Origin of the sequence: Photorhabdus laumondii subsp. laumondii (assembly GCF_003343245.1) — a bacterium.
Taxonomy (GTDB): Bacteria; Pseudomonadota; Gammaproteobacteria; order Enterobacterales; family Enterobacteriaceae; genus Photorhabdus; species Photorhabdus laumondii.
In genome coordinates this window covers 4,931,472-4,957,435 of record NZ_CP024901.1, presented here as the reverse complement: position 1 = coordinate 4,957,435, position 25,964 = coordinate 4,931,472, and the positions used below count along the sequence as shown (strand labels likewise).

General features: G+C 45.0%; 16 protein-coding genes and 4 pseudogenes. 17 read left to right on the top strand and 3 right to left on the bottom strand.

Annotated elements, in window-relative coordinates:
- Positions 1-56: 56 nt before the first annotated feature.
- The 4 genes and pseudogenes from PluTT01m_RS21720 to PluTT01m_RS21705 form a co-directional block, all read left to right on the top strand.
- Positions 57-281: pseudogene (locus PluTT01m_RS21720) on the top strand (ISNCY family transposase); the annotation flags it as partial.
- Positions 282-410: 129 nt separating this feature from the next.
- A pseudogene (locus tag PluTT01m_RS21715) lies at positions 411-635 on the top strand (ISNCY family transposase); the annotation flags it as partial.
- Positions 636-830: 195 nt separating this feature from the next.
- A pseudogene (locus PluTT01m_RS21710) lies at positions 831-1,101 on the top strand (transposase); the annotation flags it as partial.
- Between the two features lie 211 nt (positions 1,102-1,312).
- A complete protein-coding gene (locus PluTT01m_RS21705; protein WP_011148334.1) occupies positions 1,313-1,873 on the top strand; it encodes a rhomboid family intramembrane serine protease in 561 nt (186 codons plus the stop codon).
- A gap of 61 nt (positions 1,874-1,934) precedes the next feature.
- On the opposite strand, the gene PluTT01m_RS21700 is transcribed toward PluTT01m_RS21705, so the two are convergent.
- The 3 genes from PluTT01m_RS21700 to PluTT01m_RS21690 form a co-directional block, all read right to left on the bottom strand.
- Positions 1,935-3,383, bottom strand: coding sequence for a flavin-containing monooxygenase (locus tag PluTT01m_RS21700; RefSeq protein WP_011148333.1), 1,449 nt, complete (start codon positions 3,381-3,383; stop codon positions 1,935-1,937).
- A gap of 539 nt (positions 3,384-3,922) precedes the next feature.
- Positions 3,923-4,924: a fucose-binding lectin II gene (locus tag PluTT01m_RS21695; RefSeq protein WP_011148332.1), complete on the bottom strand. Its 1,002-nt coding sequence runs from the start codon at positions 4,922-4,924 to the stop codon at positions 3,923-3,925.
- A gap of 419 nt (positions 4,925-5,343) precedes the next feature.
- A complete protein-coding gene (locus PluTT01m_RS21690) occupies positions 5,344-6,282 on the bottom strand; it encodes a fucose-binding lectin II (protein ID WP_011148331.1) in 939 nt (312 codons plus the stop codon).
- Between the two features lie 416 nt (positions 6,283-6,698).
- On the opposite strand from PluTT01m_RS21690, the gene PluTT01m_RS21685 reads away from it, so the two are divergent.
- From PluTT01m_RS21685 to PluTT01m_RS21625, 13 genes and pseudogenes are all read left to right on the top strand, one after another.
- Positions 6,699-7,910 carry an MFS transporter gene (locus PluTT01m_RS21685; protein ID WP_011148330.1) on the top strand — a complete coding sequence of 404 codons (1,212 nt, stop codon included), beginning with the start codon at positions 6,699-6,701 and terminating at the stop codon, positions 7,908-7,910.
- Between the two features lie 279 nt (positions 7,911-8,189).
- Positions 8,190-8,630 (top strand): hypothetical protein, encoded by a 441-nt coding sequence (locus PluTT01m_RS21680; RefSeq protein WP_011148329.1) that lies wholly within the window; start codon positions 8,190-8,192, stop codon positions 8,628-8,630.
- 769 nt (positions 8,631-9,399) lie between these two features.
- Positions 9,400-9,492: pseudogene (locus PluTT01m_RS27745) on the top strand (type VI secretion system contractile sheath small subunit); the annotation flags it as partial.
- A 44-nt stretch (positions 9,493-9,536) separates the two neighbouring features.
- Positions 9,537-11,069 (top strand): type VI secretion system contractile sheath large subunit, encoded by a 1,533-nt coding sequence (gene tssC / locus PluTT01m_RS21670; protein WP_011148328.1) that lies wholly within the window; start codon positions 9,537-9,539, stop codon positions 11,067-11,069.
- 19 nt (positions 11,070-11,088) lie between these two features.
- Positions 11,089-12,447, top strand: a complete 1,359-nt coding sequence (gene tssK, locus PluTT01m_RS21665; RefSeq protein ID WP_041380387.1) for a type VI secretion system baseplate subunit TssK — start codon at positions 11,089-11,091, stop codon at positions 12,445-12,447.
- 42 nt (positions 12,448-12,489) lie between these two features.
- A complete protein-coding gene (gene tssL / locus PluTT01m_RS21660) occupies positions 12,490-13,134 on the top strand; it encodes a type VI secretion system protein TssL, short form (RefSeq protein ID WP_011148326.1) in 645 nt (214 codons plus the stop codon).
- A 16-nt stretch (positions 13,135-13,150) separates the two neighbouring features.
- Positions 13,151-14,827, top strand: coding sequence for an OmpA family protein (locus tag PluTT01m_RS21655; RefSeq protein WP_011148325.1), 1,677 nt, complete (start codon positions 13,151-13,153; stop codon positions 14,825-14,827).
- A gap of 248 nt (positions 14,828-15,075) precedes the next feature.
- On the top strand, positions 15,076-17,757 hold the full coding sequence (tssH, locus tag PluTT01m_RS21650) for a type VI secretion system ATPase TssH (protein ID WP_011148324.1): 2,682 nt from the start codon (positions 15,076-15,078) through the stop codon (positions 17,755-17,757).
- Entirely contained in the window at positions 17,754-20,132 is a 2,379-nt protein-coding gene (locus PluTT01m_RS21645) for a type VI secretion system Vgr family protein (RefSeq protein WP_011148323.1), read from the top strand. The genes tssH and PluTT01m_RS21645 overlap by 4 nt, the downstream gene beginning before the upstream one ends.
- Before the next feature lie 10 nt (positions 20,133-20,142).
- Positions 20,143-21,183, top strand: a complete 1,041-nt coding sequence (locus tag PluTT01m_RS21640; protein WP_011148322.1) for a DUF4123 domain-containing protein — start codon at positions 20,143-20,145, stop codon at positions 21,181-21,183.
- The gene (locus PluTT01m_RS21635) at positions 21,183-23,783 is read left to right on the top strand and encodes a T6SS effector BTH_I2691 family protein (protein ID WP_011148321.1); all 2,601 of its coding nucleotides are present in this window, start codon (positions 21,183-21,185) and stop codon (positions 23,781-23,783) included. Before PluTT01m_RS21640 ends, PluTT01m_RS21635 begins: the two co-directional genes overlap by 1 nt.
- On the top strand, positions 23,780-24,790 hold the full coding sequence (locus tag PluTT01m_RS21630; protein WP_011148320.1) for a putative type VI secretion system effector: 1,011 nt from the start codon (positions 23,780-23,782) through the stop codon (positions 24,788-24,790). Before PluTT01m_RS21635 ends, PluTT01m_RS21630 begins: the two co-directional genes overlap by 4 nt.
- 77 nt (positions 24,791-24,867) lie before the next feature.
- Positions 24,868-25,857 (top strand): putative type VI secretion system effector, encoded by a 990-nt coding sequence (locus tag PluTT01m_RS21625; RefSeq protein WP_011148319.1) that lies wholly within the window; start codon positions 24,868-24,870, stop codon positions 25,855-25,857.
- Positions 25,858-25,964 lie beyond the last annotated feature (107 nt).

Sequence of the window (25,964 nt, the reverse complement as noted above, 5' to 3'; positions counted from 1 at the left end):
ATACAAGGGACTTTTACGTTTGCCCGGCGAAGCTGAAACCGGTCAGACTGAAGTAACAATCTCCGGAGCATGAAACGATGCTGATGACTATTGCAGAACAGCTTGAACAAAAAGGGCTTGAGCGAGGTATCAAGCAAGGTATTGAGCTAGGTCGAGAAGAAGGCCGAGAGGAAGGTAAACTGGAAACGGCTCGTGCCTTATTACGGCATGGCGTGAGTTTGGACATTATTGTCACCAGTACCGGACTGAGCCGGGATAAAATTGAAATGTTAAAGCATTAAATTAATCTTCTCTTTCACAGTAAAATGCCGATATTTAAGATCGGCATTTTTGTTCTTATTCAGGATGATGGCTATACAAGGGACTTTTACGTTTTCCCGGCGAAGCTGAAACCGGTCAAACTGAAGTAACAATCTCCGGAGCATGAAACGATGCTGATGACTATTGCAGAACAGCTTGAACAAAAAGGGCTTGAGCGAGGTATCAAGCAAGGTATTGAGCTAGGTCGAGAAGAAGGCCGAGAGGAAGGTAAACTGGAAACGGCTCGTGCCTTATTACGGCATGGCGTGAGTTTGGACATTATTGTCACCAGTACCGGACTGAGTCGGGATAAAATTGAAATGTTAAAGCATTAAATTCATCTTCTCTTTTACAGCAAAATGCCGATATTCAAGATCGGCATTTTTGTTCTTATTTATAGGGAGCGAGTGCAGCCAACAAAGAGGCAACTTGAAAGATAACGGGTATAAATGGGTATCGTGTGGCAAAGGGCAGCGCTGACGGGTATTTAAAAGGGCAACAGAAACTATAGTGATACTAGGAAAAACTAAAAACATTATTTTCATGCTGAAACTCTCACATTGATTTTGGATAATTACTGTATCCATAAAAGCCGATAGGTCAGTGAGGTTGGCCCGTCATCCTAAATTTAACCTATTGTTTTTACCTGTTTATTCTCCCCGGCTGAATAAAATTGAGCGTCTGTGGCAATCCTTGCATGAAACGGTGACACGAAATCATGGCTGTCAGTATATGTGGCAGTTGCTTGAGAAAGTGAAAACGTTTTTAAATTCATCCCCCTACATGAATAGCAGAGAATAAAAAGAGTGGGTGTCCATATAAGTTATTTATGATTGTTTTTTATCACCAAACCGAATTGGTTGTGTCAAAATAGAATTTAGTTTTTACATCAAAACTGTTAAATTCCAAACTTTCGGGATATAGTGGTTGTCGTAGTGTCAACTTTGACCATAACACCTTTATTGAGACAAAGTTCATTTTGATTTCCAATAAATCATAAGGCAACAACACGGTGAAAACAGGGCTAAAACAACGCTTTCATATGCTAATAGGATTAGCAGCAATACTGATCATAATCCAATTATTTGATACTTTAACCGGTGGCGCACTAAGTCATTTCGGCATCATTCCCCGATACGCTCAAGGGTTAATTGGTATTCCATTATCTCCATTCTTACATGGTAGCTGGGGGCATTTGTTCAGCAATCTCCCCGCGTTATTAGTATTGAGTGCGTTATTGATGGCCCACTCCATTCGTTATTATGTGATAGCCAGCTTGTTTATTATCTTTGTGGGCGGAACATTAGTTTGGTTATTTGGACGTTCGGCTATTCATATTGGTGCCAGCGGATGGATTTTTGGTTTATGGGGATTGCTGCTGGCTAACGCTTTTTTCCTGAGAAGAGTAAAAGATTTCTTCTTTGCGATTCTCGTGTTTGTATATTATGGTGGGATTGTGTTTGGCTTGTTACCGTGGCAAACGAATATTTCAACGGAAGGCCATATTTTTGGCGCGATATCTGGGCTGGTTTTTTCTTGGTTATCGAAGAGATGGGTAATAACGAGCCATTAGTTTTATGGTATTGGGGATAAGTAGATTATCCCCATTTCAGATAATTATTAATTTCGGGCGATTATGTCCATTTCAACGCGGCATCATCTACAGGCTGTCCCAAAACTTGTTTATCTTTTTTGTAATCATGTGGAATCTGCCAATTTGGACTATATCCCTGACGAGGAAGCAAGTCCTGTGCACGTTTCACATAACCAGATCGCAAAGCGCCAAAAATATGTTCGTCCTCCTGCATCTCACCCGGCTGAGCATGTGGTGTTACAACGGTAGCATCGCGACGTTCCATTTCATTCAACAAACGGCAGATATAATCCGCAGATAGATCAACTTTCAACGTCCAGGCGTTATTGATATAACCAAACAGACAGGCAAAATTAGGGATATTCTGTATCAACGTTCCCTTATAAAGCATGCGATCATGACTTTGTTGCTTTTGTCCATCAATAGAGAGTTCAATTCCACCAATAAAATGTAATTTCAGCCCAGTGGCGGTAATAATAATATCTGCGGGTAATTCTTTGCCGGATTTTAATAAAATATTGTTTTCAGTTATACGTTCAATATGGTCAGTAACGATAGAGGCTTTACCTTCTTTTAGTACCTTGAATAGGTTATTGCTGGGAATAAGACAGAGCCGTTCATCCCACGGCATATATTTTGGCGTCAAGTGCTTCATGTCAAAATCTGGGCCGACACGCCTGCGAGCCAATGCCAGTAAAAACGATTTCAATAATGTAGGTAAATGTCGACTTATTTTATAAATTAAGCGAAACAGAAAAAGATTGCGCTTTCTGCTCAATGTGTAAATCCAGCGCTGTGGAATAATGCCTTTGCAAAACTCTGCTATCTTATCCCTTTCAGGCATTGAAAAGATATAACTGGGGGAGCGCTGTAACATCGTGATATGTTTAGTATCATTTGCCATTGCAGGCAATAAAGTCACTGCTGTTGCACCACTACCAATGACAACAACTTGCTTTCCTTTGTAATCCAACCCTTCAGGCCAGAGTTGAGGGTGAATTACCGGGCCTTTGAAATCTTCAATGCCGGGGAATTTAGGTAAATGAGGTTCATCATAGTTATAATAACCTGTTGCAGCGATGAGAAAACAACAAGTAAATTGCCGGGTTTCCCCACTTATTTCGTCAATCGCGGTAACGGTCCACTGGCGAGTCGCATTTGACCAGTCAGTATGAGTAATTTTTAGCCCAAACTCTATTTTCTTATCAATGTCATACTCTTTTGCCGTTGCATGGATATAACTTTGAATTGAAGGCCCATCTGCAAAAACACTGGTGTCTGTCCAGGGGCGGAATGTATAGCCATAGCTCATCATATCTGAATCTGAGCGAATGCCGGGATAGCGAAATAAATCCCAAGTACCACCTATCGTTTGGCGACGTTCTAAGATAATAAACTTCTTATCAGGACATTTCCTTGTTAAATGACATGCTGTACCAATGCCTGCAATACCCGCGCCAATAATCAAAACATCATAATGGTTATTCACTGTATCTCTCCTACAAGGTCATTTTTTGATGAGTTGAAACTCATCTAGCTAAAGCAATGTGATTCTTGTCGTCATTGACAGTAGCATATCAATATGAAATTGTTTTAGTCTTACGTTGCTCATTACAAACGTTTAACGTGTCAATATTCCCTACCACCACAATTAAATAATTAGTCTGAGAATATTTTCACCCTTTAATATGAATATTGGGCACCGTGTTTAAGTCGTTATAGACGAAACAAATACCACCAAAAGTTTGCTCAAGCATTTCTGCCTGCGCTCGCTCACCCCGGTCACATAGTTATCGATGCTCCCGAGGATTCACTCCCTTGCCGTCGCGATGCATCTTGAAATCCATAGGGTATATTGATTGAATATCTTTTTAAAGTTTAGATCCTAGTCATTCATGGGGAGATTTTTCGGTTAATTCGATAAAATAATCCAGAGAAGAGGATATTCTCTGAATTATTTTAAAAATGTGAAGTTGTTCAAGGGATTTTAATTTTTACTGATTGCTGACTGAGCCCTGCTAATCATTTTCATGTTAGGGGCCAGTTTAATACCACCACACTGTCGTTGTAATTATTGTTAGCATCATTTTCGGCACCAATAGTCACTGTTCCCGGTTTTCCGTCAAGGGTATTATAGGAGTAACGGAGTTTACAAGGTTTGCCATCTCCTATAATCTCGATACAGACGTTGCCTGCCCCTGATGTATAAGCTTTAGTATCGGTTCCTTTGCCGGTGAATGTATCTACCAGAAGATCGTCAATATAGACGTTTACTGTTTGTTTATGGGTAGTTGTATTAGTATAAGCTATCAGGCCAAATCGAATACTTTGAGGTAATTGAAAACAGTGTTTACCCGTGTCATTGGTGCCACATGTTCCGCTACAGCCTCCGTTATTTCCTCGGTCACTGCCTAATAAATCGGTGTCAATCAATACTGCTGCTTGAGCTGTTTTGAAGGCCCCATTGGTATAATTAGTAACAGGTGCAGGTCCAATTACAATAGTATTCGATTGAGGATTAAATGCGATATAATGATTGTCTTTGAAGAGAGCAATCGCAGAGTTTATTCTCCATGTAACAGCATCTAGGTTTTTACTAAATTCTGTGTGTTTCTTTGTTATTTCCCATCTGTCGGAGATAGATTTTCGCTTAATTGTGTGTGAGTTTACGGCATAATCGATACAATCACTACCTTTGAAGAAACAAACAATATTTGTTGTAAATTCTGTGGCTGCATCTATTCCATTTTCAAATTCGGTTCCTTTCAGTCCGGGCCATCCATCTGCAATAAATTTCGGTCCATCAATCACCTTAGCTTTTGCGATATCGAATTTAACGTATTGCGAACCTTTAAAAAAATATAAATAACCATTTAAATTAATCACATCATCAATATGCCTTTGAAACTCGATAGGGAGATCAGGCCAATCGTTACTGATAGGTTGAGGATAGGCAATATCTGATTTTTTTGATATTTCATTATATCTAGCGTTATCTGCGTTAAGAAATAAATAAACATGTGAGTTCATTGATATATACCTTTCATGGTTTTTAAGTTTGTCATTGATTTCTCATTTGTTAAATTCCCTGTTTACAGATGAAACATATCAATAATAATATTAAAACTATTTGGCGAAACAGAAAAATTTATACTGTGAAAATTAATATAAAAGATGGGGCGTGGCAATGTTATATATTAACAAATTATTTATTGATTTAATGATGTTGTTTTTCTGCAAAAATATAAATATATACTAAGAGATAAGGTTTATATTATGCAGTGAAGGTATAAGACACTATTTTATATTTATTTTTGATTTGTTTCTATGTTTTAATAATAACAGATTGAAAATATATTAGATTGATAATGCTTGCATATAAAAAGCGGCATAATACCGCTTTAATTTATTAATGATTTTTTGTGGTGAAATTAATAGGGTATTTTAAACTAATTCACCAGTGGCCAATTCAATACCACAACGCTGTCATTGTAATTATTGTTGGCGTCATTTTCGGCACCAATAGTGACTGTTCCCGGTTTTCCGTCAAGGGTATTATAGGAGTAACGGAGTTTACAAGGTTTGCCATCCCCGATAATCTCAATACAGACTTTGCCTGTACCGGATGTATAAGCTTTAGTATCGATTCCTTTGCCAGTGAATGTATCTACCAGAAGATCATCAATATAGACTTTTACTGTTTGTTGATGGATAGCTGTATTAGTATAAGCTATCAGGCCAAATCGAATACTTTGAGGTAATTGGAAACAATATTTACCGCCATCACTAGTGCCGCATTCTCCAGCGCAATTGGAGGGTTTGGTAACCGGGAGACAAGGATCTTTAACTTGTGTCATTTTCCACAGGCCGGTATAGGGTTTACGAAGGTTATTAGCAGCAGTGTATACATGGCATACTGTGTTAGGGACTCCAACCCAACCATTAGTATCAAGAAAGCCTCGGGTTCCCCATCGGTTATATAGCGTAATACTTTCATCTTCTTTGATTTTTCCATCAATCGATGGCATGTCAGAATAAATAATCCACTCTAATGTTTCTGGACGGATATTTTTATCTGATGTGTGTATCGGGTATATTTCGCCTTCTGGAACCTGTTGACTTGATAATGCATAATGTGCTAAATAGCCGCCATCACATTGATAAAGATTGTGGAGTAAAATGGTATCGTTGTTAATAACTTCACTGCCGATAGGTTTACCTGTTCCTGATTCAATTCGCCAGAATGTTCCTGCCTCAGTGGTGGTTATCACCGTATGTTTGCCATCTGAAATACCACTCGTTCCATATACACTAAGATACCCACCATCCCAGTTTCTGAAACTATTTAATATTTTTACGGTATCGCCATATTTAAGTATATTCGCCATAATTTCTCCAGAAAGTTTGTTATCTGTTTCTAATCGTTGATATGTCCCTTGTAACTGTTATGAACTCATCTATTACCGCTCAATAACCTTTTAAATTGAACCATTGTGATAAATAGGGGCTGCACTTTTGTGGTTCTTAATCGGGATAGCCGTCGCGATAAACGCCTGCTGATTGAGTATCAGCTCTAATGATTATTCGGTAAAGGTAGTGCCTTTGTTACTTACTTCTAACAATGAATGAGTCTGCTGAAATTGTTGTTGCTTGATTATTCTACTTTACCATCATCAGCTTCATCTCAAGCCTGATTACGTTGTTCATTTACTGGATGATACACGGTGCTTTTTTTTGCTCGGCATGTGATGTAAATTGCTTATCACGTCGATGAAATTTAAGCCAACAGGAATTGAGATTTATAATGTCGAAGTTAATTGGAAATAATCAGGTAGTTGGAACTAATAATATAGTTGTTATTGCGATGGTTGTCGCATTAGTTCAATTTATTAATGCGTTAGAGTACATGATGGTAACTCCGCTTTTTGTTTATATGTCGAAAGATTTTCACATGCCGGTTACGATGGCGGGGGTTATTGCGGGTGCTTATGTTTTCTCCTCGGTATTTTCTGGCCTGACATCCTTTTTCTTTATTGATCGTTTTAATAAAAGAAAGGTTCTCATTTTAAACACCCTGTTTCTCGGCCTGATTACGTTCTTAACGATTTTCGCCTCAGAACCATACCAACTTATTCTGCTACGTATCATTGCCGGTCTGTTTGGTGGTGTGACGTTGGGGGTAGGTATTGGGATCTTACTGAATAACTCCCCGGAAAGTATGCGAGGAAGGGTATTGGGAATTGCGTTTTCATCTTTTTCATTTGTAAGTATTTTAGGTATACCGTTATGTTTATATTTGGCAGAGAGTTTTAACTGGCAAGTCTCTTTTCTATTTATCGTTATTTTATGCATAGTAAGTTTGCCTCTGATCCTCTTCTTTATCCCAGGAACAGAGAAAGTAAAAAATAGCCAGAAAAAAATTGTGCTAACCAAAAAAATAGCATTAGCTGGAATGGCAAGTGGCGTCAGTAACTTTAGCCCCTTCATGCTTATTCCGATACTTGCTCCGCTATTAATGAATGTATTTTATATCCCGGAAAATCAGGTTTCACTGGTATTCTTTTACGGTGGTATCGCGTCTTGGTTGGGAACTTATTTAACCGGGAAACTTTGCGATAGATACCCGCCTCAGAGAATTACCATCGCCGCGGCGACGTTATTTATTGTTAATATTTTTCTGGGATTAACGGGAAAAATAAATGGATACGTTTTCTTCTCACTTTTTATGTTCGCGACTTATGTACAGGTGATGGCGGCAAACGTGCTCGCTTCCTATGCCTCGACGCCTGAAAATCGGGCAGGTTTTGGTGCCCTCCAGATGGCATTTTCCAATTTGGGTGCTGGCGTGGTGTTCTTCTTCTCGTCCATTTTCTTAGACGGTAAGGAGATTATTGCTGAGAACGTGCGGCCTATTTTCATACTGACTATGGTTAGCGCCCTGATATTACCTATATATGTAATGAAATTAGCTCAGGTGATGAAAAGAGGGACGAAAAATTTAATGAGTAATGTTTAGCGTAATAATTAAGGGAAAATAAATGTAGATATGTGAGCTAGCCTTAATGATAAAATATAGATTTTGCGCTATATTTTAATTTAAGGCTAATCATTGATATAAGAAAATAGGCGTGATTAATAAGGATTGAATGTTATTTTAAGTGTAATGTCACAGGAGGAAATTAATGTTGCAAGGATAATTTAGGTCAATGCTGGATGGCAGTGTGCGAAAGGATGAAGTTATTATAAATCCTATCATAATTATTATTTGACTTACTAATTGATATAGGTGAATAAAATGGAAAGAAAATTAAGTAACACTCGGAATAAACCAGCTATTAATATTATCGCGGGAGTAACAAATATTAAATCTATTTATAATAAAGTGCCGTGTAAAGTTGTCGTTGAACATGGATATGTTGCCAGAAAAAGATTCTCTGTGGATAAAATGTCTGAATGGCATGGCGATTTATGGGCTCCCTGGATAGGTGATAAATATGAACCTAATAAAGCCATTCATATCTATACCGAAAGGGGATTTAAATCTGAATTTGAATTTAATATTTGGATATTTCAGGATTATTGGAATCCACCGAATGAAAATGCGGTTAAGTATTCTATAAATAGGGAATTCACTTACGATAATGCATTAGAGATCCCTGGTAATAATCGAGGTGGAGGAAATAAGATACTGACGTTGAATTTTAATGATAATAATATTGATCTGGAAATGATATAGCGTTATGAGATATTGAATATATCGGATAATGTGCTGTACCAATAGACATTCGTTGAAATGAAAGCATTTCTCCGCGTGTTGTTCAGTATTTTTGATTTCTTTGTGGATAGTTTATATGGTTGACTATTAGGCAAGTTTTTATTTGAGCTGATAATGAAATTATTGAAATGCTGATACGCGTAGAAATCGTTTATCTCTTTAATACCTATCTTATTAAACTATTTCGCTTACCGTTTATTGTTATAAAGAACAAATCCACTTAATGAAGTGAGTTGTACTGCGTATAGGTGAATACGCGGGTTGATGGAGATATAATTAATAATGTAATTAATAATCAATATCATTTGAGCAAAGAAGATAAAATAAAGTCGTGAAATAATAATAACAATTATCCGATATTTATTGAATATTTTTACTGTTTATTACAGATTGTTACAATTTGTAACAAATTAAGAATTAAAAATGGCAATAATTATAATTAGTTACGAAATATCATTAAGAATTTCCTGAATTTTATTTATTTTTATTTAATTATGTCTTGTTTAACTTATGTTGAAGTTGTACCTCTTATTATCTATATAAGATTAATTTTTCTTTGTTGGATGTTTTCTACGGTAATTCTTTCGTTAGCGTGAGTATAGTTTGAGGCTATTTTTTTGCATCGGTTGTGTTATTAAGCCATTCGTCAATTGAGATGCCATTATTCATTCCCTCATATTTGCTGTTTGTCTAATTATCGGATTAATAACTATCTGGCTTTCGTCCTGACTTTCGTCAGGAACTGGAGCGTATTCCTCAGGATGAAATGTTGAGCGATGAACTGCGAGCTGAATTGGCAGCACTGACGCCGCAAGAAGGGTAATTGTCACATTATTTTCACGAGATTTAAGTAGTAAAGGTATTTGAATGACTATACAAGAGCAGGCTACATCTTCTGTGGCGACGGCTAACCATCATACCGGTGGGGTTTACTCGTCTTTGTTTGAGAAAATTAATTTACGTCCGGTAGAACGATTAAGTGATATTGCATGTTTTCATGACAGTGATGGATTGGCTGGGGTGACGGAAGATGAACGGGTGACCGCGGCGGTTAGCGTTCTTCTCGATCTGCTGAAAGCCTCCGCGCAAAAAGTGGAACAGTTGGATAAAGCATTGCTGGATTTTGAGATCGGCAAATTGGATCGCAAAATCGGCCGCCAACTGGATGTGGTGATACATCAGCCGGGATTTCAGCAAATAGAATCTGCCTGGCGAGGTTTAAAATTTTTGGTTGATCGGACAGATCTCGGTCAGAACGTCAAAATTGAAGTGTTGGATGTGGCCAAGGATGATTTGCGGCAAGATTTTGACGATGCACCGGAAATTGTTCAGAGCGGTTTCTATCGTCACGCTTACATTCAGGAATATGACATACCGGGTAGCGAACCGATTGGCGCAGTGATTGCCGACTATGAATTTAGTGCCGGATCGCAGGATATTGCCTTATTGCGCAACGTAGCCAAAGTTGCGGCAGCGGCGCACATGCCATTTATTACTGCTGTCGCTCCAACTTTTTTTGGCAAAAAGAGCATGGATGAAGTGGTGGTGATGAAAGATATGGGTCACTATTTTGAACGCGCCGAATACACCCAGTGGAGATCTTTCCGCGACAGTGAAGATGCCCGTTATATTGGCCTCACCTTGCCAAGAGTGTTGGGACGTCTGCCATATGGCCCGAAGAGTGTGCCGGTGCGAACGTTTAATTATGTCGAAGAAGCAAGAGGGCCGGATAGCAGTAAATATTTGTGGACCAATGCCGCTTTTGCTTTTGCCGCCAATATGGTCAGGAGTTTTGTCAAAAATGGCTGGTGTGTGCAGATCCGTGGTCCGCAAGCCGGTGGTGCTATCACTGATTTGCCGATCCACCTCTACGATCTGAGTACCGGTTATCGGGCTAAGATCCCATCAGAAGTGCTGATCCCGGAAACCCGTGAATTTGAATTTGCCAATTTGGGTTTTATTCCGCTCTCTTACTATAAAAATCGCGATTATGCCTGCTTCTTTTCGGCTCACTCCACGCAGAAGCCCGCAGTGTATGACACCGGTGAAGCCACGGCCAACAGTCGCATCAATGCGCGTCTGCCCTACATCTTCCTGTTATCGCGCATTGCTCATTACTTAAAGCTGATCCAGCGGGAGAACATTGGCACCACTAAAGATCGGCGTCTGCTTGAAATTGAACTGAATAACTGGCTCAACACACTGGTAACGGAGATGAATGATCCGACTGACGACATGCAGGCATCTCATCCGCTGCGTGAAGCATATGTGGTAGTTGAGGATATTGATGACAATCCGGGATTCTTCCGAATCAAACTGTATGCGGTGCCGCATTTTCAGGTGGAAGGGATTGACGTCAATTTATCTCTGGTTTCTCAGATGCCGAAAGCGAAATCGTAATTATTTATTGGGAGTTATGATGAAAATTCTACGTCCTCTCTGGATTGAAGACGCCTTTTTAGCCCCTCAACAATTTCAGCAACAAGCGCGTTGGGAGGCATTGACCAACAACTGTATTGCGCATCTGGGGCTGATTCACCCCTGGGGAGTGCTTGATATTCGGTTTGATCAGGAGGCACTGCGCTTAAACCGCCTGAAAGTTCAGCACCTCAAAGCCCGTTTACCGGATGGGACGCTGATTGATACTGATCATGCTGACAATCTGCCTGCGGTCTGCGATTTACAGCAGGTGGCGTCGGCGGATATGCGTGCTGTTGAGGTATTACTGGCGCTACCGCTGGAGCACGCCAATGGTGGCAATTGCCGTCAGAGTAGTGAAAGTGTGGGGCCGGGACAACCGCCGCTACGTTATCAGCAGGAATGGGTCGAAATTCAGGATAGATATGGCAATGGACGTGAATCCATTGCGGTTGAACGCCATGCCATTTCCCTACGCTTTCAACATGATCAGAATGAGGCTTATCTGACATGTCCATTGGCGCGTCTGGTGCGTGACGGACAAAGCGGTTGGATGCTGGATGACCGTTTTGTTCCGCCATTGCTCTCTTTTGCTGCCCATCCGCCACTGCTAGAGCAGCTTGATCTGTTGCTGACTCAGCTACGTGCTAAGCGTACCCGCCTGATGGGAATGCGCCGTGAAAGTCATCAACGCATGGCAGACTTTGCTGTTGCGGATGTATCGCTGTTCTGGTTGTTGAATGCGCTTAACAGTTATGAACCGGTGTTGAATAATTTTAACGCTGCCCCTGCACTGCACCCGGAAATTATCTACCGTGAACTGGTGAAGTTAGCGGGGGCGTTACTAACGTTCTCTCTGGAGAGCGATCTCGATGCGATCCCTGATTATCAACACGACCAGTTAAGTGACGTTTTCCCGCCACTGATCCGGCTTATTAGTACATTACTTGAGGCGAGTCTGCCATCAAGAGTCATTTCGATTGAACTGGAAGTGGTGCGTGAAAATCAGTGGAGAGCATCACTTCATGATAGACGATTGTGCGAAGAGGCCGATTTCTATCTCTCAGTGCGATCGTCGATGCCAGCGCACCTGCTACAAACCCAGTTTCCGCAACTGTGCAAAGTCGGGGCACCTGATGATGTTGAGCGGCTGATTAACTTGTCACTGAGCGGCATTCCTTTACATCCGCTTAGCCATGTACCGGCGGCGATCCCGTTGCGGTTGGAAAACCAATATTTTGCTTTTGATCTAAATAATCCAGTCGCTAAAGCCATGTTGGAGGCGGGAAGTTGCGCCTTCTATGTGCCCGGTACCTTGTCGGGCGTTCAGTTAGAACTGTTTGCGGTGTTACGTTCGTAAATAACCCGTGACTAAAGTCGCGGGTTTCCTTGAGGAGGATCTATGAACAAAGAGATTTCAATTGATGACCTGATGCTCGACATTGGGATGCTAGTGATTGCGCTAAAAAGCGGTGATAAATCGATGTACGGTGAGGCGTTATATCAAAAAGGGGTTGAATTGATAGATGCGGCACGGCAGCAATTAAGTGCAAGTGGCATCAGCGAAGAGAACATGGCTCACATCATCTATGCCTTGTGTGCATTGCTGGATGAAACCGTACTCAGACGCCCTGAGCGGGATCATGGCTATGAAACTTGGTCGAAAACGCCGTTGCAGACACGATTTTGCAATAGCAACCATGCAGGAGAACGGCTGTTTGAACGTATACGTCACGTGCTGGATCAACCACAACCCTCTCTGCTGGTATTAGCGGGTTTCCAGCGCGTATTGGCATTGGGCTTTCAGGGCGGTGACTTGGAAAAGATTTCTCAGGAACGCCAGTCATTACTGGATGTCCTGACTGATCGTGCCGGGGTAATGGCGGTGCAGCCCCATCAGATGATACGCGTCAATGCAGACCGTCATCAGGGCCAATATTGGCGTGCACGCTCTCCGTGGTTTTGGGGATGCTTGGCGGTAGCCGGAATAACTTTGGTGTGGTGCGGTCTGCGTCTCTACCTTCAGCAATATTTGTCTGTTAGGTAAGGCTAAGGAGGACACATTGAGTTGCGTATTAAAACGAGCGTTGTGGCTTTTAGCGGGTGTTCTGGCGGCGCTGTTGTGTCTGTTTTTCTTCCCGTTAGGGAATGTGTCAGTTGCATTGTGGTTGGCTGTGATCTCGATGGTAGCGGTGATGGCTTGGTGGTGGGTGAGGCGTACCACACTTGAAATATCCCATCAGGCCAGTGTTTACCGTTTGCTGGCGGCATTGCCCGCTGCTTCGTGGCACCAGCCTGTGGTGCTAACCTGCGGAGATAGCGTGGCAACCCTGTTTGCGGGAGAACTTGTACGCTTCACGCCACAGGGCTGTTTTATCTGTGTGCCGAAACAAAGTGAGATGAGTACGCTGGTAGAAGCGATTATTGCCGCCAGACCTGATTGGTGTAGGCAGATCAGCGTGTTATTAACACTCTTTCCTGAACAGCAATGGGATCACGCGGTGATGGCGGCAAAGATCAGGGAATTTCGCTATCAGGTTGATCGTGTTGCTCAACTGACCGCTTGTCATACACCGGTATTGATCGCCAGCTATCTTGATGGCGATATCAGCCCGTGGTTCGAGCTACAGGCAGATAGCGCGACAATGACGGTATGGGGAGAAAAACACGCCGCTGTTGGGATGAATATCTGGTTGACCGAAGGAGATGCACAGCAACGCGTCGCACGTTTACAACAAACGATTGTGGCGGCGGCATGGCAACGCTGGATGGTAGAAAATATCTTGAACGAATGCCGATCCCAGGAGCTGGTCAGTCGGCCTTGTTACCCGATAGCAATGGCACTGACGTTTTTGCCACAAACGCCACAGGCAGACAGCTTATGGACAAAATGGCTGGTCGATCGTACCACTTTACCCCGCATTAGCCACAGCATTGCTGAGGCGGTGAACGTATCGCCATTTCCCGATGCCATGTTACGCCTGTTGCCACATCATGTTGGTCATACACCGCACCGACGAGCGGTCATCTGGGGCATCGGCCTACTGAGCGGATTTACCTGTCTGGCGTTGGCCTCCTGTGCCTGGAACAACTTGCGTCTGTTCCGCCAGATACGCAGTGATTTACAGCATTATCAGGTCGTTGGCGTGAAAGATAGTGGTGCAAAAGTTCAGGCTTACCATCAACTTAAGCGTGATGCGACGTTGCTGGAAAAATATCAACGTGATGGCGAACCGGTGCGTTTAGGGTTAGGGCTCTATTTAGGTGATCGCCTTTATACGCCACTGATGACTGTGATCAACCATGCGGTGTTACCGGTATCTTCGCCTCCTGTACTGAAGAGTGGCAAGCCGTTGCCACAGACATTGAACCTGAGCAGCATGTCACTGTTTGACGTTGGACAGTCACGTCTTAAGCCAGAAGCAGCCAAAGTGTTGGTGAACGCATTGATCGAGATTAAAGCTAAACCGGAGTGGATGGTGGTGATAACGGGTCATACTGATTCAACCGGTGATGCCGTAAAAAACCGCGAGCTATCACTAGCGCGGGCAAAAGCAGTACGAGATTGGATATTACAAACCAGTGATGTATCGCCGACTTGCTTTGTCGTAAAAGGTGAAGGAGCAACGCAGCCGATTGCCACCAATACAACCGCAGTGGGGCGTGCTGTTAATCGTAGGGTTGAAATCAGTCTGATGCCGCCGAGCGTGATCGCCTGCCAACGACCAGAAAATCACTAGGGCTGATGAGGACGTCAACACCATGCACTCTGATGTTTGGCATGAGCGCAATCAGACCTAACACGCTAACAGACTGCCATACGCGGGTATGGCAACTCTTTTAAACAACTCTTTTAATTCAGCGGATGAAGTGTTGGTTAAACATAGAACTGGCTGGGAAAACCTCGCCAGACAGATAAATTTTTACCTGAGAATGGGGGCATTTGTTGAATGCCGCCTAACCTCTCAATGACAACTGGGACTTTAATATGGATACCGTATGTACCGCACTATTGTGCCGCTTAAATTCTTATTGCGCACGGGCATTGGAAGCTGCTGCTGCATTTTGCCAGACACGGGCACATGCTGAAATCACGGTGGAACACTGGTTGCTCAAGCTGCTTGAGGGTGGTGAAGGCGATATTACGGTGATTGCTCGACGTTATGCGTGGGATATGGATGCGTTATGGCAGTCGTTGCTGACTACAATTAACCGTTTACCACATAGCATCAACCAACGCCCGCGGTTATCAAGCGATCTGTGTAGTTTGTTACAGGTTGCTTGGTGTATTGCTTCTCTGGAAGAGGGTAACGAATCTATCCGTTCGGTGCATCTTTTGCAGGTGTTGCGCGGCCAACCGGCTTGGTTGCGTATTCATCATAGCTGGCCGTTACTCAACTTGAGTGTGACGCAACTACAATGTTTGCGCCCGTTGCTGGATCAACAATCGGATGAGCGCCCGGAGATACAGATAGCGGCGTGTCTGACGGCGGATGGATCAATCGCTGAAATTGCGGGTAGCGACCCAGATAAATATGCGCTTAATCCCCAACCATTATCATCGGCTTTGCAGAACGTATTGGACAAATTCACGCTGGATATCACAGCCAGAGCCGCTGAGGGTGGCATTGATCCGGTATTTGGTCGTGACCGCGAAATCCGCCAGATGATCGACATCCTATCGCGTCGGCGTAAAAACAACCCAATTCTGGTGGGGGAACCGGGGGTAGGGAAAACCGCGCTGGTGGAAGGATTGGCACTGCGTATTATTGAGGGCAATGTTCCTGACAGCCTAAAAACCGTCAGCGTGCGGATGCTGGATCTCGGCTTGTTGCAGGCAGGCGCGGGGGTAAAAGGCGAATTTGAGCAGCGATTGAAAAACGTCATTGAAGCGGTGCAACAGTCACCTGCCCCCATTCTGCTATTTATTGATGAAGCGCACACACTGATTGGCACCGGTAATCAGGCAGGGGGCGCTGATGCGGCTAACTTGCTAAAACCTGCGCTGGCACGGGGAGAATTACGCACGATTGCCGCTACTACTTGGTCGGAATACAAACAGTATTTTGAGCGGGATGCGGCACTGGAGCGACGCTTCCAGACGATCAAAGTCGATGAACCGGATGATGAGACAGCTTGCCTGATGCTGCGTGGACTGAAAGCGCGTTACGCCCGTTATCACGGTGTACATATTCAGGAAGATGCGGTGAAAGCCGCTGTCACTTTATCTCGTCGTTACCTGACTGGCCGACAGCTTCCAGATAAAGCGGTAGACCTGTTGGATACCGCCAGTGCGCGAGTCAGGATGAGCCTGGATACGGTACCGGAGGCGTTGACGCAACTCCAGTCCCAATTGACCGCACTTGAGATAGAGCAACAGGCGATACTGGAAGATATTGCACTGGGGCAATGCCATCACTCAGACCGTTTGACACAAATTGAAATGCAACGTCATGAACTGTATCGGCAACAACAACAGCGGGATAAACAGTATCAACAGGAAAAACAGCTCACGCAACAGTTGCTCGATGCCCGGCAGGATATCAGTCGGCAGGGTGATATAGCCCGGTTGCAACAGCAACTGGCGACACGACAGCAAGGGCAGCCGTTACTCTCGTCGGATGTTGATGTGCGTTCTGTAGCAACGGTGATTGCTGATTGGACCGGTGTTCCACTGAGTAGCTTGTTGAAAGACGAACAGACCGGTTTGCTGCATTTAGAACAGCATTTAGGGGAACGGGTTGTTGGTCAGGAGGCGGCGCTACGGGAAATCGCCCAACGTTTACGTGCTGCTAAAACAGGATTGACGCCGGAACAGGGGCCATTGGGCGTATTCCTGTTGGTTGGGCCGAGTGGCGTAGGGAAAACCGAAACCGCGCTGGCATTGGCGGATAACCTGTTTGGTGGAGCGCGTTCGCTGATCACTATCAACCTATCGGAATATCAGGAACCGCATACGGTATCTCAGCTTAAAGGTTCACCGCCCGGTTATGTCGGATATGGTCAGGGGGGGATCTTAACGGAAGCGGTACGTAAACGCCCGTATAGTGTGGTGCTGTTGGATGAAGTGGAAAAAGCCCATCGTGACGTCATTAACCTGTTCTATCAGGTATTTGATCGCGGCTTTATGCGCGACGGCGAAGGGCGCGAGATCGATTTTCGTCATACCGTAATCTTAATGACCTCTAATCTGGGCAGTGATCAACTGATGGCGTTATTGGCACAACAACCTGATGCCCCGAACGCCGTATTGCATGAGCTGTTACATCCGATGCTTCGTGATCACTTCCAGCCAGCTCTGTTGGCTCGCTTTCAGACCGTGATTTACCGCCCGTTACAGGCTGGTGCACTCAGACGCATTGTTGAAATCAAACTGGAACAAGTGACTCGGCGTCTTCATAGCCATTATGGCCTGACTTGCACGGTGGAAAGCAGCCTGTGCGACATCTTAGTGAATGCTTGTCTGTTGCCGGACAGTGGAGCACGCAATATCGACAGCCTGCTTAACCAGCAAATTTTACCGGTGTTATCACAGGCACTGCTGGAACGTCTGGCCCATCACAATAAACCTGCTGGCGTGACGTTGGGCTTCGACGAAGAAGAGGGTATCACCCTTGCTTTTACCGATGCTGAACCGGTCGCTTCATTGGATAGCGAGGAAAACCCATGATGGATAGAAAAATGCTGCGCGCCCGTCAGCTTAAGGCGAGTCAAGCTGTGCTGCCGGGCCATGCCCGCTACCGGCTTGAAGTCCGGCGCTGCCATGCTGAACTGGACGTATTCAGCTTCACCGGCGAAGAGCGCCTGTGCGCCCCTTATTGCTATACCATTGATTTCACCAGCCCGACCCGGGATATCGACCCGGCGGTGATGTTGAACAAATCCGCCACATTTATCTTGCAGGCACCGGAAAACCCGGAGCAGGTGCGTAAAGTACACGGCGTCATCACCCGTTTTAACCGGCTTACCACCTCGGCGGATGAAACGCGCTATCAGGTCTGTCTGGAGCCCTATCTGGCGTTACTGCGCCACACCCGGCGCTGTGGGATTTACCAGCACCAGTCAGTGCCGGAGATTGTGGAAAAGATCCTGCGTGAACGACACGAATTTCGCGGGCAGGATTTTCTGTTCACGCTGGTGCGGGATTACCCGAAGCGGGAACTGGTGGTGCAGTGGCAGGAGAGCGATCTGGACTTTATCCAGCGCATTCTGGCGGCCGTGGGGATCTGGTATTGCTTCGAGATGGACAGTCGTCTGGGGATTGAAGTGGTGCGGTTCGGGGATAACCAGCGCAACTATCAGTACGACGTGCGTTTACCGTTACGTGACCCGGCGGGCATGAATCACAACGATCGTGATTCGGTGTGGGATTTGCACGTGGAACATCAGGTAGTGACGCAAGGTGTGAAGGTGCGGGACTACAACTACCGGGAAGCAGGCAATGACCTGCAATATCAGGTGGCACGAGATCGGGATAGCACCGTGGTCGGTGAAGTATACCGCTATGGTGATAACTTTCTTGAAAAGGGAGAACAGATCCAACCGGTACCGGAAACCGCAGGATTTTATGCCCGTTTACATCACGAGCGCAACCTGTACCAGCAGCACCGGATCAGCGGCAAAAGTTCCTCCCCGATGCTGGTCCCCGGCTTAGTGCTGGAGCTCGACGGAGAGCGACCGGCAGGGGTAGGAAAAGCGGGGGTGTTGATTGTCGCCATGCACAGCAGCGCCCGGCGTGACAGCAACTATCTGGTCAGTTTTAGCGGTGTTCCGTACAGCGAAGTGTTGAGTTACCGACCGGCGCTGCGGGAACGGCCGGTGATTGCCGGCACAGTTCCGGCGCGGGTGACCAGCAACTGGTCGAACGGCACCTACAGCCATATCGACACCACGGGTCGTTACCGCGTCAAATTTGATTTTGACCTGGATGAATGGCCGTTGGGGGGAGAAAGCCTGTGGGTACGTTTAGCCCGCCCGTATGCCGGTAAAACTCACGGTTTTCACTGGCCGCTGATTCAGGGAACCGAAGTGGCGATCGCGTTTGAGCAGGGGGATCCGGATCGGCCCTACATCGCCTATGCGTTGCATGATTCCCGGCATGAAGATCATGTGACTCTCTACAACTACAAACGCAACGTGCTGCGCACACCGGCCAACAACAAACTGCGCATGGATGACGAGCGCGGCAAAGAGCACATCAAACTGAGCACCGAATATGGCGGGAAAAGCCAGCTCAATCTCGGCCATCTGGTGGATGGACAGCGGCCCCATCCCAATAAGCGCGGCGAAGGGTTTGAGTTACGTACCGACGACTGGGGGACGATCCGGGCCGGGAAAGGGCTGTTTATCAGCGCCGATCAGCAGATTAAAGCCTCGGGCGAGCAATTAGATATGCAGCGGGCGCTGGCTGAACTGGATGCGGCGTTTCAGACCGCAGCGGGGTTGCGTCATGCCGCTGAGGCGGCGAAAGCGGAACTGGCTGATATTGAAACGCAGGCCGCTTTTATGAATGAAACCCTTAAAGCGTTGCAACAGCGAGCACTCTTACTTTCTGCGCCCTCAGGTATTGCTCAGGTGACCCCGGGCAATTTGCAGTTCTCCGCCGGGGAGAACCTGATAACCACCGTCGGTTGTGATGCGGATATGAGCATCATGAAGAAATTCCGGCTGGCGGTGGGGAATGGCCTGAGTTTGTTCACCCGAACTTTGGGCCTAAAGCTGCTGGCGGCTTCCGGCAAGGTAGAGATTCAGGCACAGACTGACGCGATAGAGGTGCTGGCTCAACAGGCGCTGACACTGGCAAGTCAGCAGGATCGCGTGACCGTCTCGGCGAAAACGGAACTGCGTCTGGAGTGTGGCGGGGCTTATATCTCGCTGAAAGACGGGCATATTTCCTTTGCCGGCCCTAAAAATGCCCGCTTCCAGTGTGACATTTTGCAGAAAAACGGCCCGGTGAGTCAGAGTTCAGACCTGACGTTACCTGAGCGTTGTGCGTCAACGGCAGAGCGGATGATGGGTAATCAAGATGGTGTAACGAAAAAATGAGGTGTAGACAATGATAGAAACAACTATTCCACTGACAGTAGATTACGATTTTTCTCCCGAGGCTGAAACCAGACGGCAAACCGGTTTGTTGGCTGACTTGCGTATGGCATTGACTCAGCATGACGGCCACGGTTTTTTACTGGTTGACCCGGCGGTTTTTCTCAAAAACCGACAGGAAGAGCGATTACCGGCGGCAATCCTGAATCATCAGCCGGCGGCCATACCGACGCAGATAAAGCATCATCATTTCGAATCCCGCTATTCGCCCTGGCTGGTGCCATTGGATATCAATCGTTCTGAGGATGCTGAACTGCTGGCGCTGAGCGTCACGCAGGCGTTGCAGGAAGCTGATCCGGCGGAGTTGATAGCCGGGCGTGGGCGAATGGTGTGTGGCTGGCTGTTCAGTGCCAGCCCGGTCTCCACGATTGCACACCATATCGGGATGATGGCGGTGCAGTCCGTCTCATTTCAACCGCAGGTCATGCTGCGCTTTTATGATCCGGCGGTCAATAATGCCTTTTGGCCGGTACTGGATAGCTGGCAACGCTCGCGTTTGTTGGGGCCATTGACAGACTGGTATCTGATTGACGGCGACGGTCAGTTACTGCACCGGGACAATGCCGAGTCTGCTCAGGAACTGTACATCTTTTCACTGTCATTGACAGCGGAACAGGTAGAAGAAATGGCCTGGTCAGGGCCGATGAATCGGGCACTGCGCCGATATCGTCAGGCACATCGCGAGCAGTTACGTCGAACAGAACGGGAATCCCTGCATATTATGCTGGCCTTGCTGCGTCGGGTGACAGCACGCTACGCCTTTGATATGGCACAAGATCTGGAATCCTGTGCATTGCATGGTCTGCTTTACCACCCGGAGATAGATCTACACCCCCGAATACAGTCGTTGTTATCCAATGAAGGCGGTGATAGCGATGAAGGTTATGCCGAGCGCACCGTCAGACTGACAGTAGAAGCATGGTCAGCATTGGCTCGTGACTGCTGTTATGCCAATCCTGCCATTATTCCCTCAAAGAACCAGGAGATATTGTGATGAATGAATCATTATGTTGGACATGTGAGTCCATCGGGCCGGCACTGCTGCCAGTGCGCTATACCGTGGTGCCTGATAATGTTTCGGAAACCTTGCCGACGTGGGCAGAAACGCTAGAATCGGCGGCTCCGGGCTATCATTATGCGCTGCGTGCCTTACGGCAGGGGTTTTTGTATGTCTATTATACTAATGCCGGATTAGATGAGCCGGAGAGTTGGGATGCCTGGAGCGTTAGCGAAGATGGTGCGCTGTGGCAACAGTTTAGTGCGCCTTTTGGTGTCTCTCCTCAGAAAACCTCAGATTGCCGTGCGCCGAATCATTTGAATGCCAATATGGAATTTATTGCGCTAAGGGATATTGCCTTGCGCCAGGAGACCTGGCTGGCTTTTACACCTTCGGCGTGGAGCTGGGAGACCATCGAGTATTATCACAACAACCGCGCAGCGCGGGAAAAGCGGATGCAGTGCGTGAAACCGTGGCAATGGCGCGGGGTACCGGAAGGGGTGGGGATTGCTCAGGCGACGGTAGAAAACCTGAATACCGTCATCGATTACGGTCTGGGTGACAATGATTCCGGCAAATATGTTCTGCCTTGTAACCGGAAAGTGTCGCGTATCAGCCGGACATTAGAAGAAGCGCCCTACTACGAAGTTTATCACGGTGCGTTGAGACCGAAGAGCACCTTATATCCGTGGAGTAGCAAGCGAGCGGGATGTGCGGACATTACGGTCAGAGCGATGCAAAAGCGGGGGCTGGCAAAAGATGGCACGCCGGTATCGCCGGTGTTAATCGCGTTGCATGATCCGATAGGAATAGCGCATGAATTAGCGGGCTGGGGTGATGATATCGCCGGGGCGCATAAAACCTTTTTGGATGAATTGTCGATTGAGTTTATGACCGACAGTTCACTGAATGGGGCGGAGAATCAGTTGCGTCAAATGCACACCACACATTTCAAAAAGCCGGATAAAGAAAAGGATGCCATTTTGGCGGCCTCTACGGGTTTGTCAATTCAGGAGTGGGAAAAACGCAGAGAGGATTCAATTCGTCACGCCATCGAATCGGATAAGAAAACCTTTGCCCACGATTGGAAAAAATATACCGCAGAGCTGAATCTGGCTAAACGACAGGCATTTAATCAATGTTATGCCGATCTTTGCACCGACGTGGCGAAGGAACTGGAGCAACTGGCCCAGTTGAGGGTGAGTTGGCTGAAACAGAGTGGGTTTATCACCTGTTGTCAGGATTTTCATACCACCCGACTGGAGGACAATCTCAATTATCGTGAGGCCGTGGATTATGCCATCGCTTCGCTTAACGTGACCGAAACCGGTTGTGCCTATTTAGATGCTTTAATTGACGAATATTCTGCGCTGTCACCAGAAAATATTGTCTGGCGCTCGTTATTGCTGAATAACCCGGAAGTGATGAAAGAGATGGACGGGTTTTTACAGAAGATGCAGTTGAATAAGGGGAATGAAAAACCGGCGGACATTTCAGTGTTTATGAAGACGGTAACGACACTGAGTGGAAAACTGGTTGAAGCCTACGATAAAGCGAATGAAGCACTGGAAAAGCCGCCCAAATCCGACAGTACCTTTGCCCGGGCGATGTTACACAGTGACCGGCGGCTGGTCACGCTGGGTGACCGGTTCTTTAATTTTACCCGCTTAGGGAAAGTGCTAAATAGCACCAATGAAATGTTGAGTAAAAGTCTATTCTCGGTGATTTCAGGTGTGTCTTTTGGCAGGGCGGTGAAACTATCGGTATCGCAGCTTCAAGAGGGTGATCTATTCCGGCGTCAGGTGTTGAAGCAACTTAAGGAATCAGGAGCAAAAGCTCGTCTTGAAACGAAAAATGGTTATAACGATAGGTTTAAAGAATTCGCCCAAAGTGCCGAAGGTGAACCAGTTTTAAAAAAATCCCGGATTAAGTTATTGGCACTATTTTTTAATGGGTTGGAATATGCCAATCAGTTAAAAGAGAGTAAAGGGGGTGTCAAGGGCCAGGCCCAGGTGACCGCCGCGTTTTTAAGTACATTGAGTACGGCAATGGAGATTGTGGAGCCGATGGTTAAGCACGGCATAGAAAATATAGCTGCTGCCAACACGATTAAGTTTATTGGGACGAATGCAGGGACGGTTTCTGCTGCATTAAATTTTGGAGTAGATATCAGTGAGTTGGGATCTGAATTGTGGAATGGACGACGCTGGCAGTTTATTGGTCTTTACGGTCTTAAAGTGGCTTATGATTTTGCGCAACTCACAGCAGCATTAAATGGTTTATTAGAAATCTTAATTAATAGGGCATTAATTTCAACTGAAAGTTTACTAGTTAGAGGAGTATCAAGGCTTTTGGTGTGGGAATATTTTGTTTTGCTATGTAATTGGCGAGTGATGCTCGTTATTTTTGTGGTTGAAGTATTAGTGATATATTTTTCTGATAATGACTTACAAAAATGGTGCAGAAGTTGTGTTTTTGGTTTGGAGCCAGCGAAAAATTTGCAATCCACGCAATGGATTTACCCTGAATCACAGAAAGATAAGTTGTGTGAGGAACAACGTAAAAGTTTTTTTGAAGCAATTAAGGACGGCTTATGAGTACTTATCGTCCTTATAAAGAAGCTATTGACTTTGATGAAATAAAACGTCAGAGAAAAGATATTGATATATCGGTAAAGGTTAAGCGAGAAATAATAATTCCGCGCTATCCTGAGGATAGAAAGGAGGAAGAAAAAGCGATTGAGGAACTTCAAGCTAAAATCCCCGAACTGGATGCGATATTAGCAAAAGAACCACCGCCACCGGAATTGCCGCCGGGTAAGCCGTTAATCAAAGTGAGTGGTGTATTAGAAGAACTCGAAACACTCTGTGTTATGGGTTATTTTACTGATCGTGAATATGATCCGGCCGCTTTTGCCCGTCAGGAAGAACGAGAGTTGTTTGGAGGGTTATTGATGGCAGTGGCAGGAAATACTTCAGCGGCGGCAGTTAGTTTGCAAACCAAAGTGAGGGTAAGGGATGTTTGTGATTTTGTCCGGGGTAAAATTAATGGAGTGCCATTTCACGGTTGGTTAGGTTTTACTATAGCAAAAGCGGGTGATTACGTTGAATTAGCAGTAACCGAGCAGGAGGGACACTATGTGGTTTATGCCATTGCCCATCCCGAATTAAGGGTGATATCGATGACCCCGCGTTGTAAACAGGGTATTCACTCAAATGCTAAATATCAGATACGTGGCACTTGGTATGGTTCTTTAGTGCTTTTCTTTGCTTTCATGGTAGGGGGAATTTTTAGTGAGCAAACCAGAGAAAATATTATTTTGTATATAAAATATACCTCTTTATTTTGTGGTTTGATGGCAATTGTTTTTTCACCGTTAATCTATTTTTCCTGTATGAGAAAACCTAAACCGACATTTAGGTTGGCTGAGGAGATTTTCACGGTATTGGATTTCCCTAATCCTACGGAAATTAATCTTTATCAATTTACGATGAAAAAGTTGAAGGAAATGAAGGCTAATTCTCCGGCAGGGAAATCTGGTAAAGAGAGTGAAAGAGTTTTGCCGGATAAGAGCTGTTACTCCAGCTATTACTATTATTACTGATTCAAGTAATTGAGCAGAGGATATCGGTTTTATGAAGAACAAAGTAAAAGTTTTGCTGATGCAATTAAGGATATCTCATGAATACTTGTCAGATGTTAAGAGGTGCTATTGACTTTGAAGAAATAAAAAGTCAAAGAAGCAGTCTTGATACATGGATTGAAGTAAACCTTGACTGGATAGTAAGCCATCCAGAAGACAGAGAAGAAGCAGAAAAGGAGATTGCAAAAACAAAAGAAAAAATCCCTGAGTTGGATGCAATATTAGCAAAAGAGCCACCATTACCAGAATTGCCCCCGCGTAAACCATTAATCAAAGTGAGTGGTGTATTGGAGGAATTCGAGACGCTCTGTGTTAAAGGCTATTTTACTGAACGCGAATATGCTCCTGAGGAATTTGCTCGTAAGGAGGAGAATGAACAGTTTGGCGCTCTATTGCTTGCGATGATGGGGAATACCTCTTGGTCTGCGGTGAATTCACAGACTAAAATAAGGTTGTCTAGCGATTATCATTTTGTGCAAGGGAAAATCAATGGCATCCCTTTTCATGGTTGGTTAGGGTTGACCACAGTAAAAAGAGGTGATTATGTCGAGTTAGTTGTGATGGAACAGGAAGAGCATTATGCTGTTTATGCGCTGACAAAGCCTGAACTGAGAACTATTTCTATTATTCCTTGGTGTAATAAAGGGATACGATCAAAAGCATGGGATGAAGTCTTTTATACTTGCTGCATATTTTTTCTTATCGCTGCTATTTGTTTGGGAACTATTCTTTTTCCAGATGGCAGCAATTTTTGGGATGGAGCAGATATTTTTACCTTATGGCTTATGTTTTTTACAGCGGTATTTTCTGTCTATTCATACGTTGTGAGCATCAAAAAACCGTGGCAGTCAATTAAATTGGCTCAGGATATTTTCTCAGTATTGGGCTTTCCTAGTCCGCAAGATATTAGTCTTGAGAAACTAACCAAGAAAAGGCTTAAGGAAATAGGGGCTAATCCATCACCTGGAAACAGTGAAGAAGTCTTGCCGGATAAATACTGTTTTATAAGCAATTATTACTATTACTGATTTAAGTAATCGAGTGGAGATAAAAATTTATGAGATAGTCTTCAGAATTATCTATGCTGAGTCGTAGAGATATTAAAAGATTACCGGTCTTTGGAAAATTCAGTCAT

Coding starts and splice junctions, on each gene's coding strand:
- PluTT01m_RS21695 (WP_011148332.1), bottom strand. CDS start 4,924: ATGAACTCACATGTTTATTTATTTCTTAACGCAGATAACGCTAGATAT.
- PluTT01m_RS21690 (WP_011148331.1), bottom strand. CDS start 6,282: ATGGCGAATATACTTAAATATGGCGATACCGTAAAAATATTAAATAGT.
- PluTT01m_RS21685 (WP_011148330.1), top strand. CDS start 6,699: ATGTCGAAGTTAATTGGAAATAATCAGGTAGTTGGAACTAATAATATA.
- PluTT01m_RS21680 (WP_011148329.1), top strand. CDS start 8,190: ATGGAAAGAAAATTAAGTAACACTCGGAATAAACCAGCTATTAATATT.
- tssC (WP_011148328.1), top strand. CDS start 9,537: ATGACTATACAAGAGCAGGCTACATCTTCTGTGGCGACGGCTAACCAT.
- tssK (WP_041380387.1), top strand. CDS start 11,089: ATGAAAATTCTACGTCCTCTCTGGATTGAAGACGCCTTTTTAGCCCCT.
- tssL (WP_011148326.1), top strand. CDS start 12,490: ATGAACAAAGAGATTTCAATTGATGACCTGATGCTCGACATTGGGATG.
- tssH (WP_011148324.1), top strand. CDS start 15,076: ATGGATACCGTATGTACCGCACTATTGTGCCGCTTAAATTCTTATTGC.
- PluTT01m_RS21645 (WP_011148323.1), top strand. CDS start 17,754: ATGATGGATAGAAAAATGCTGCGCGCCCGTCAGCTTAAGGCGAGTCAA.
- PluTT01m_RS21640 (WP_011148322.1), top strand. CDS start 20,143: ATGATAGAAACAACTATTCCACTGACAGTAGATTACGATTTTTCTCCC.
- PluTT01m_RS21635 (WP_011148321.1), top strand. CDS start 21,183: ATGAATGAATCATTATGTTGGACATGTGAGTCCATCGGGCCGGCACTG.
- PluTT01m_RS21630 (WP_011148320.1), top strand. CDS start 23,780: ATGAGTACTTATCGTCCTTATAAAGAAGCTATTGACTTTGATGAAATA.
- PluTT01m_RS21625 (WP_011148319.1), top strand. CDS start 24,868: ATGAATACTTGTCAGATGTTAAGAGGTGCTATTGACTTTGAAGAAATA.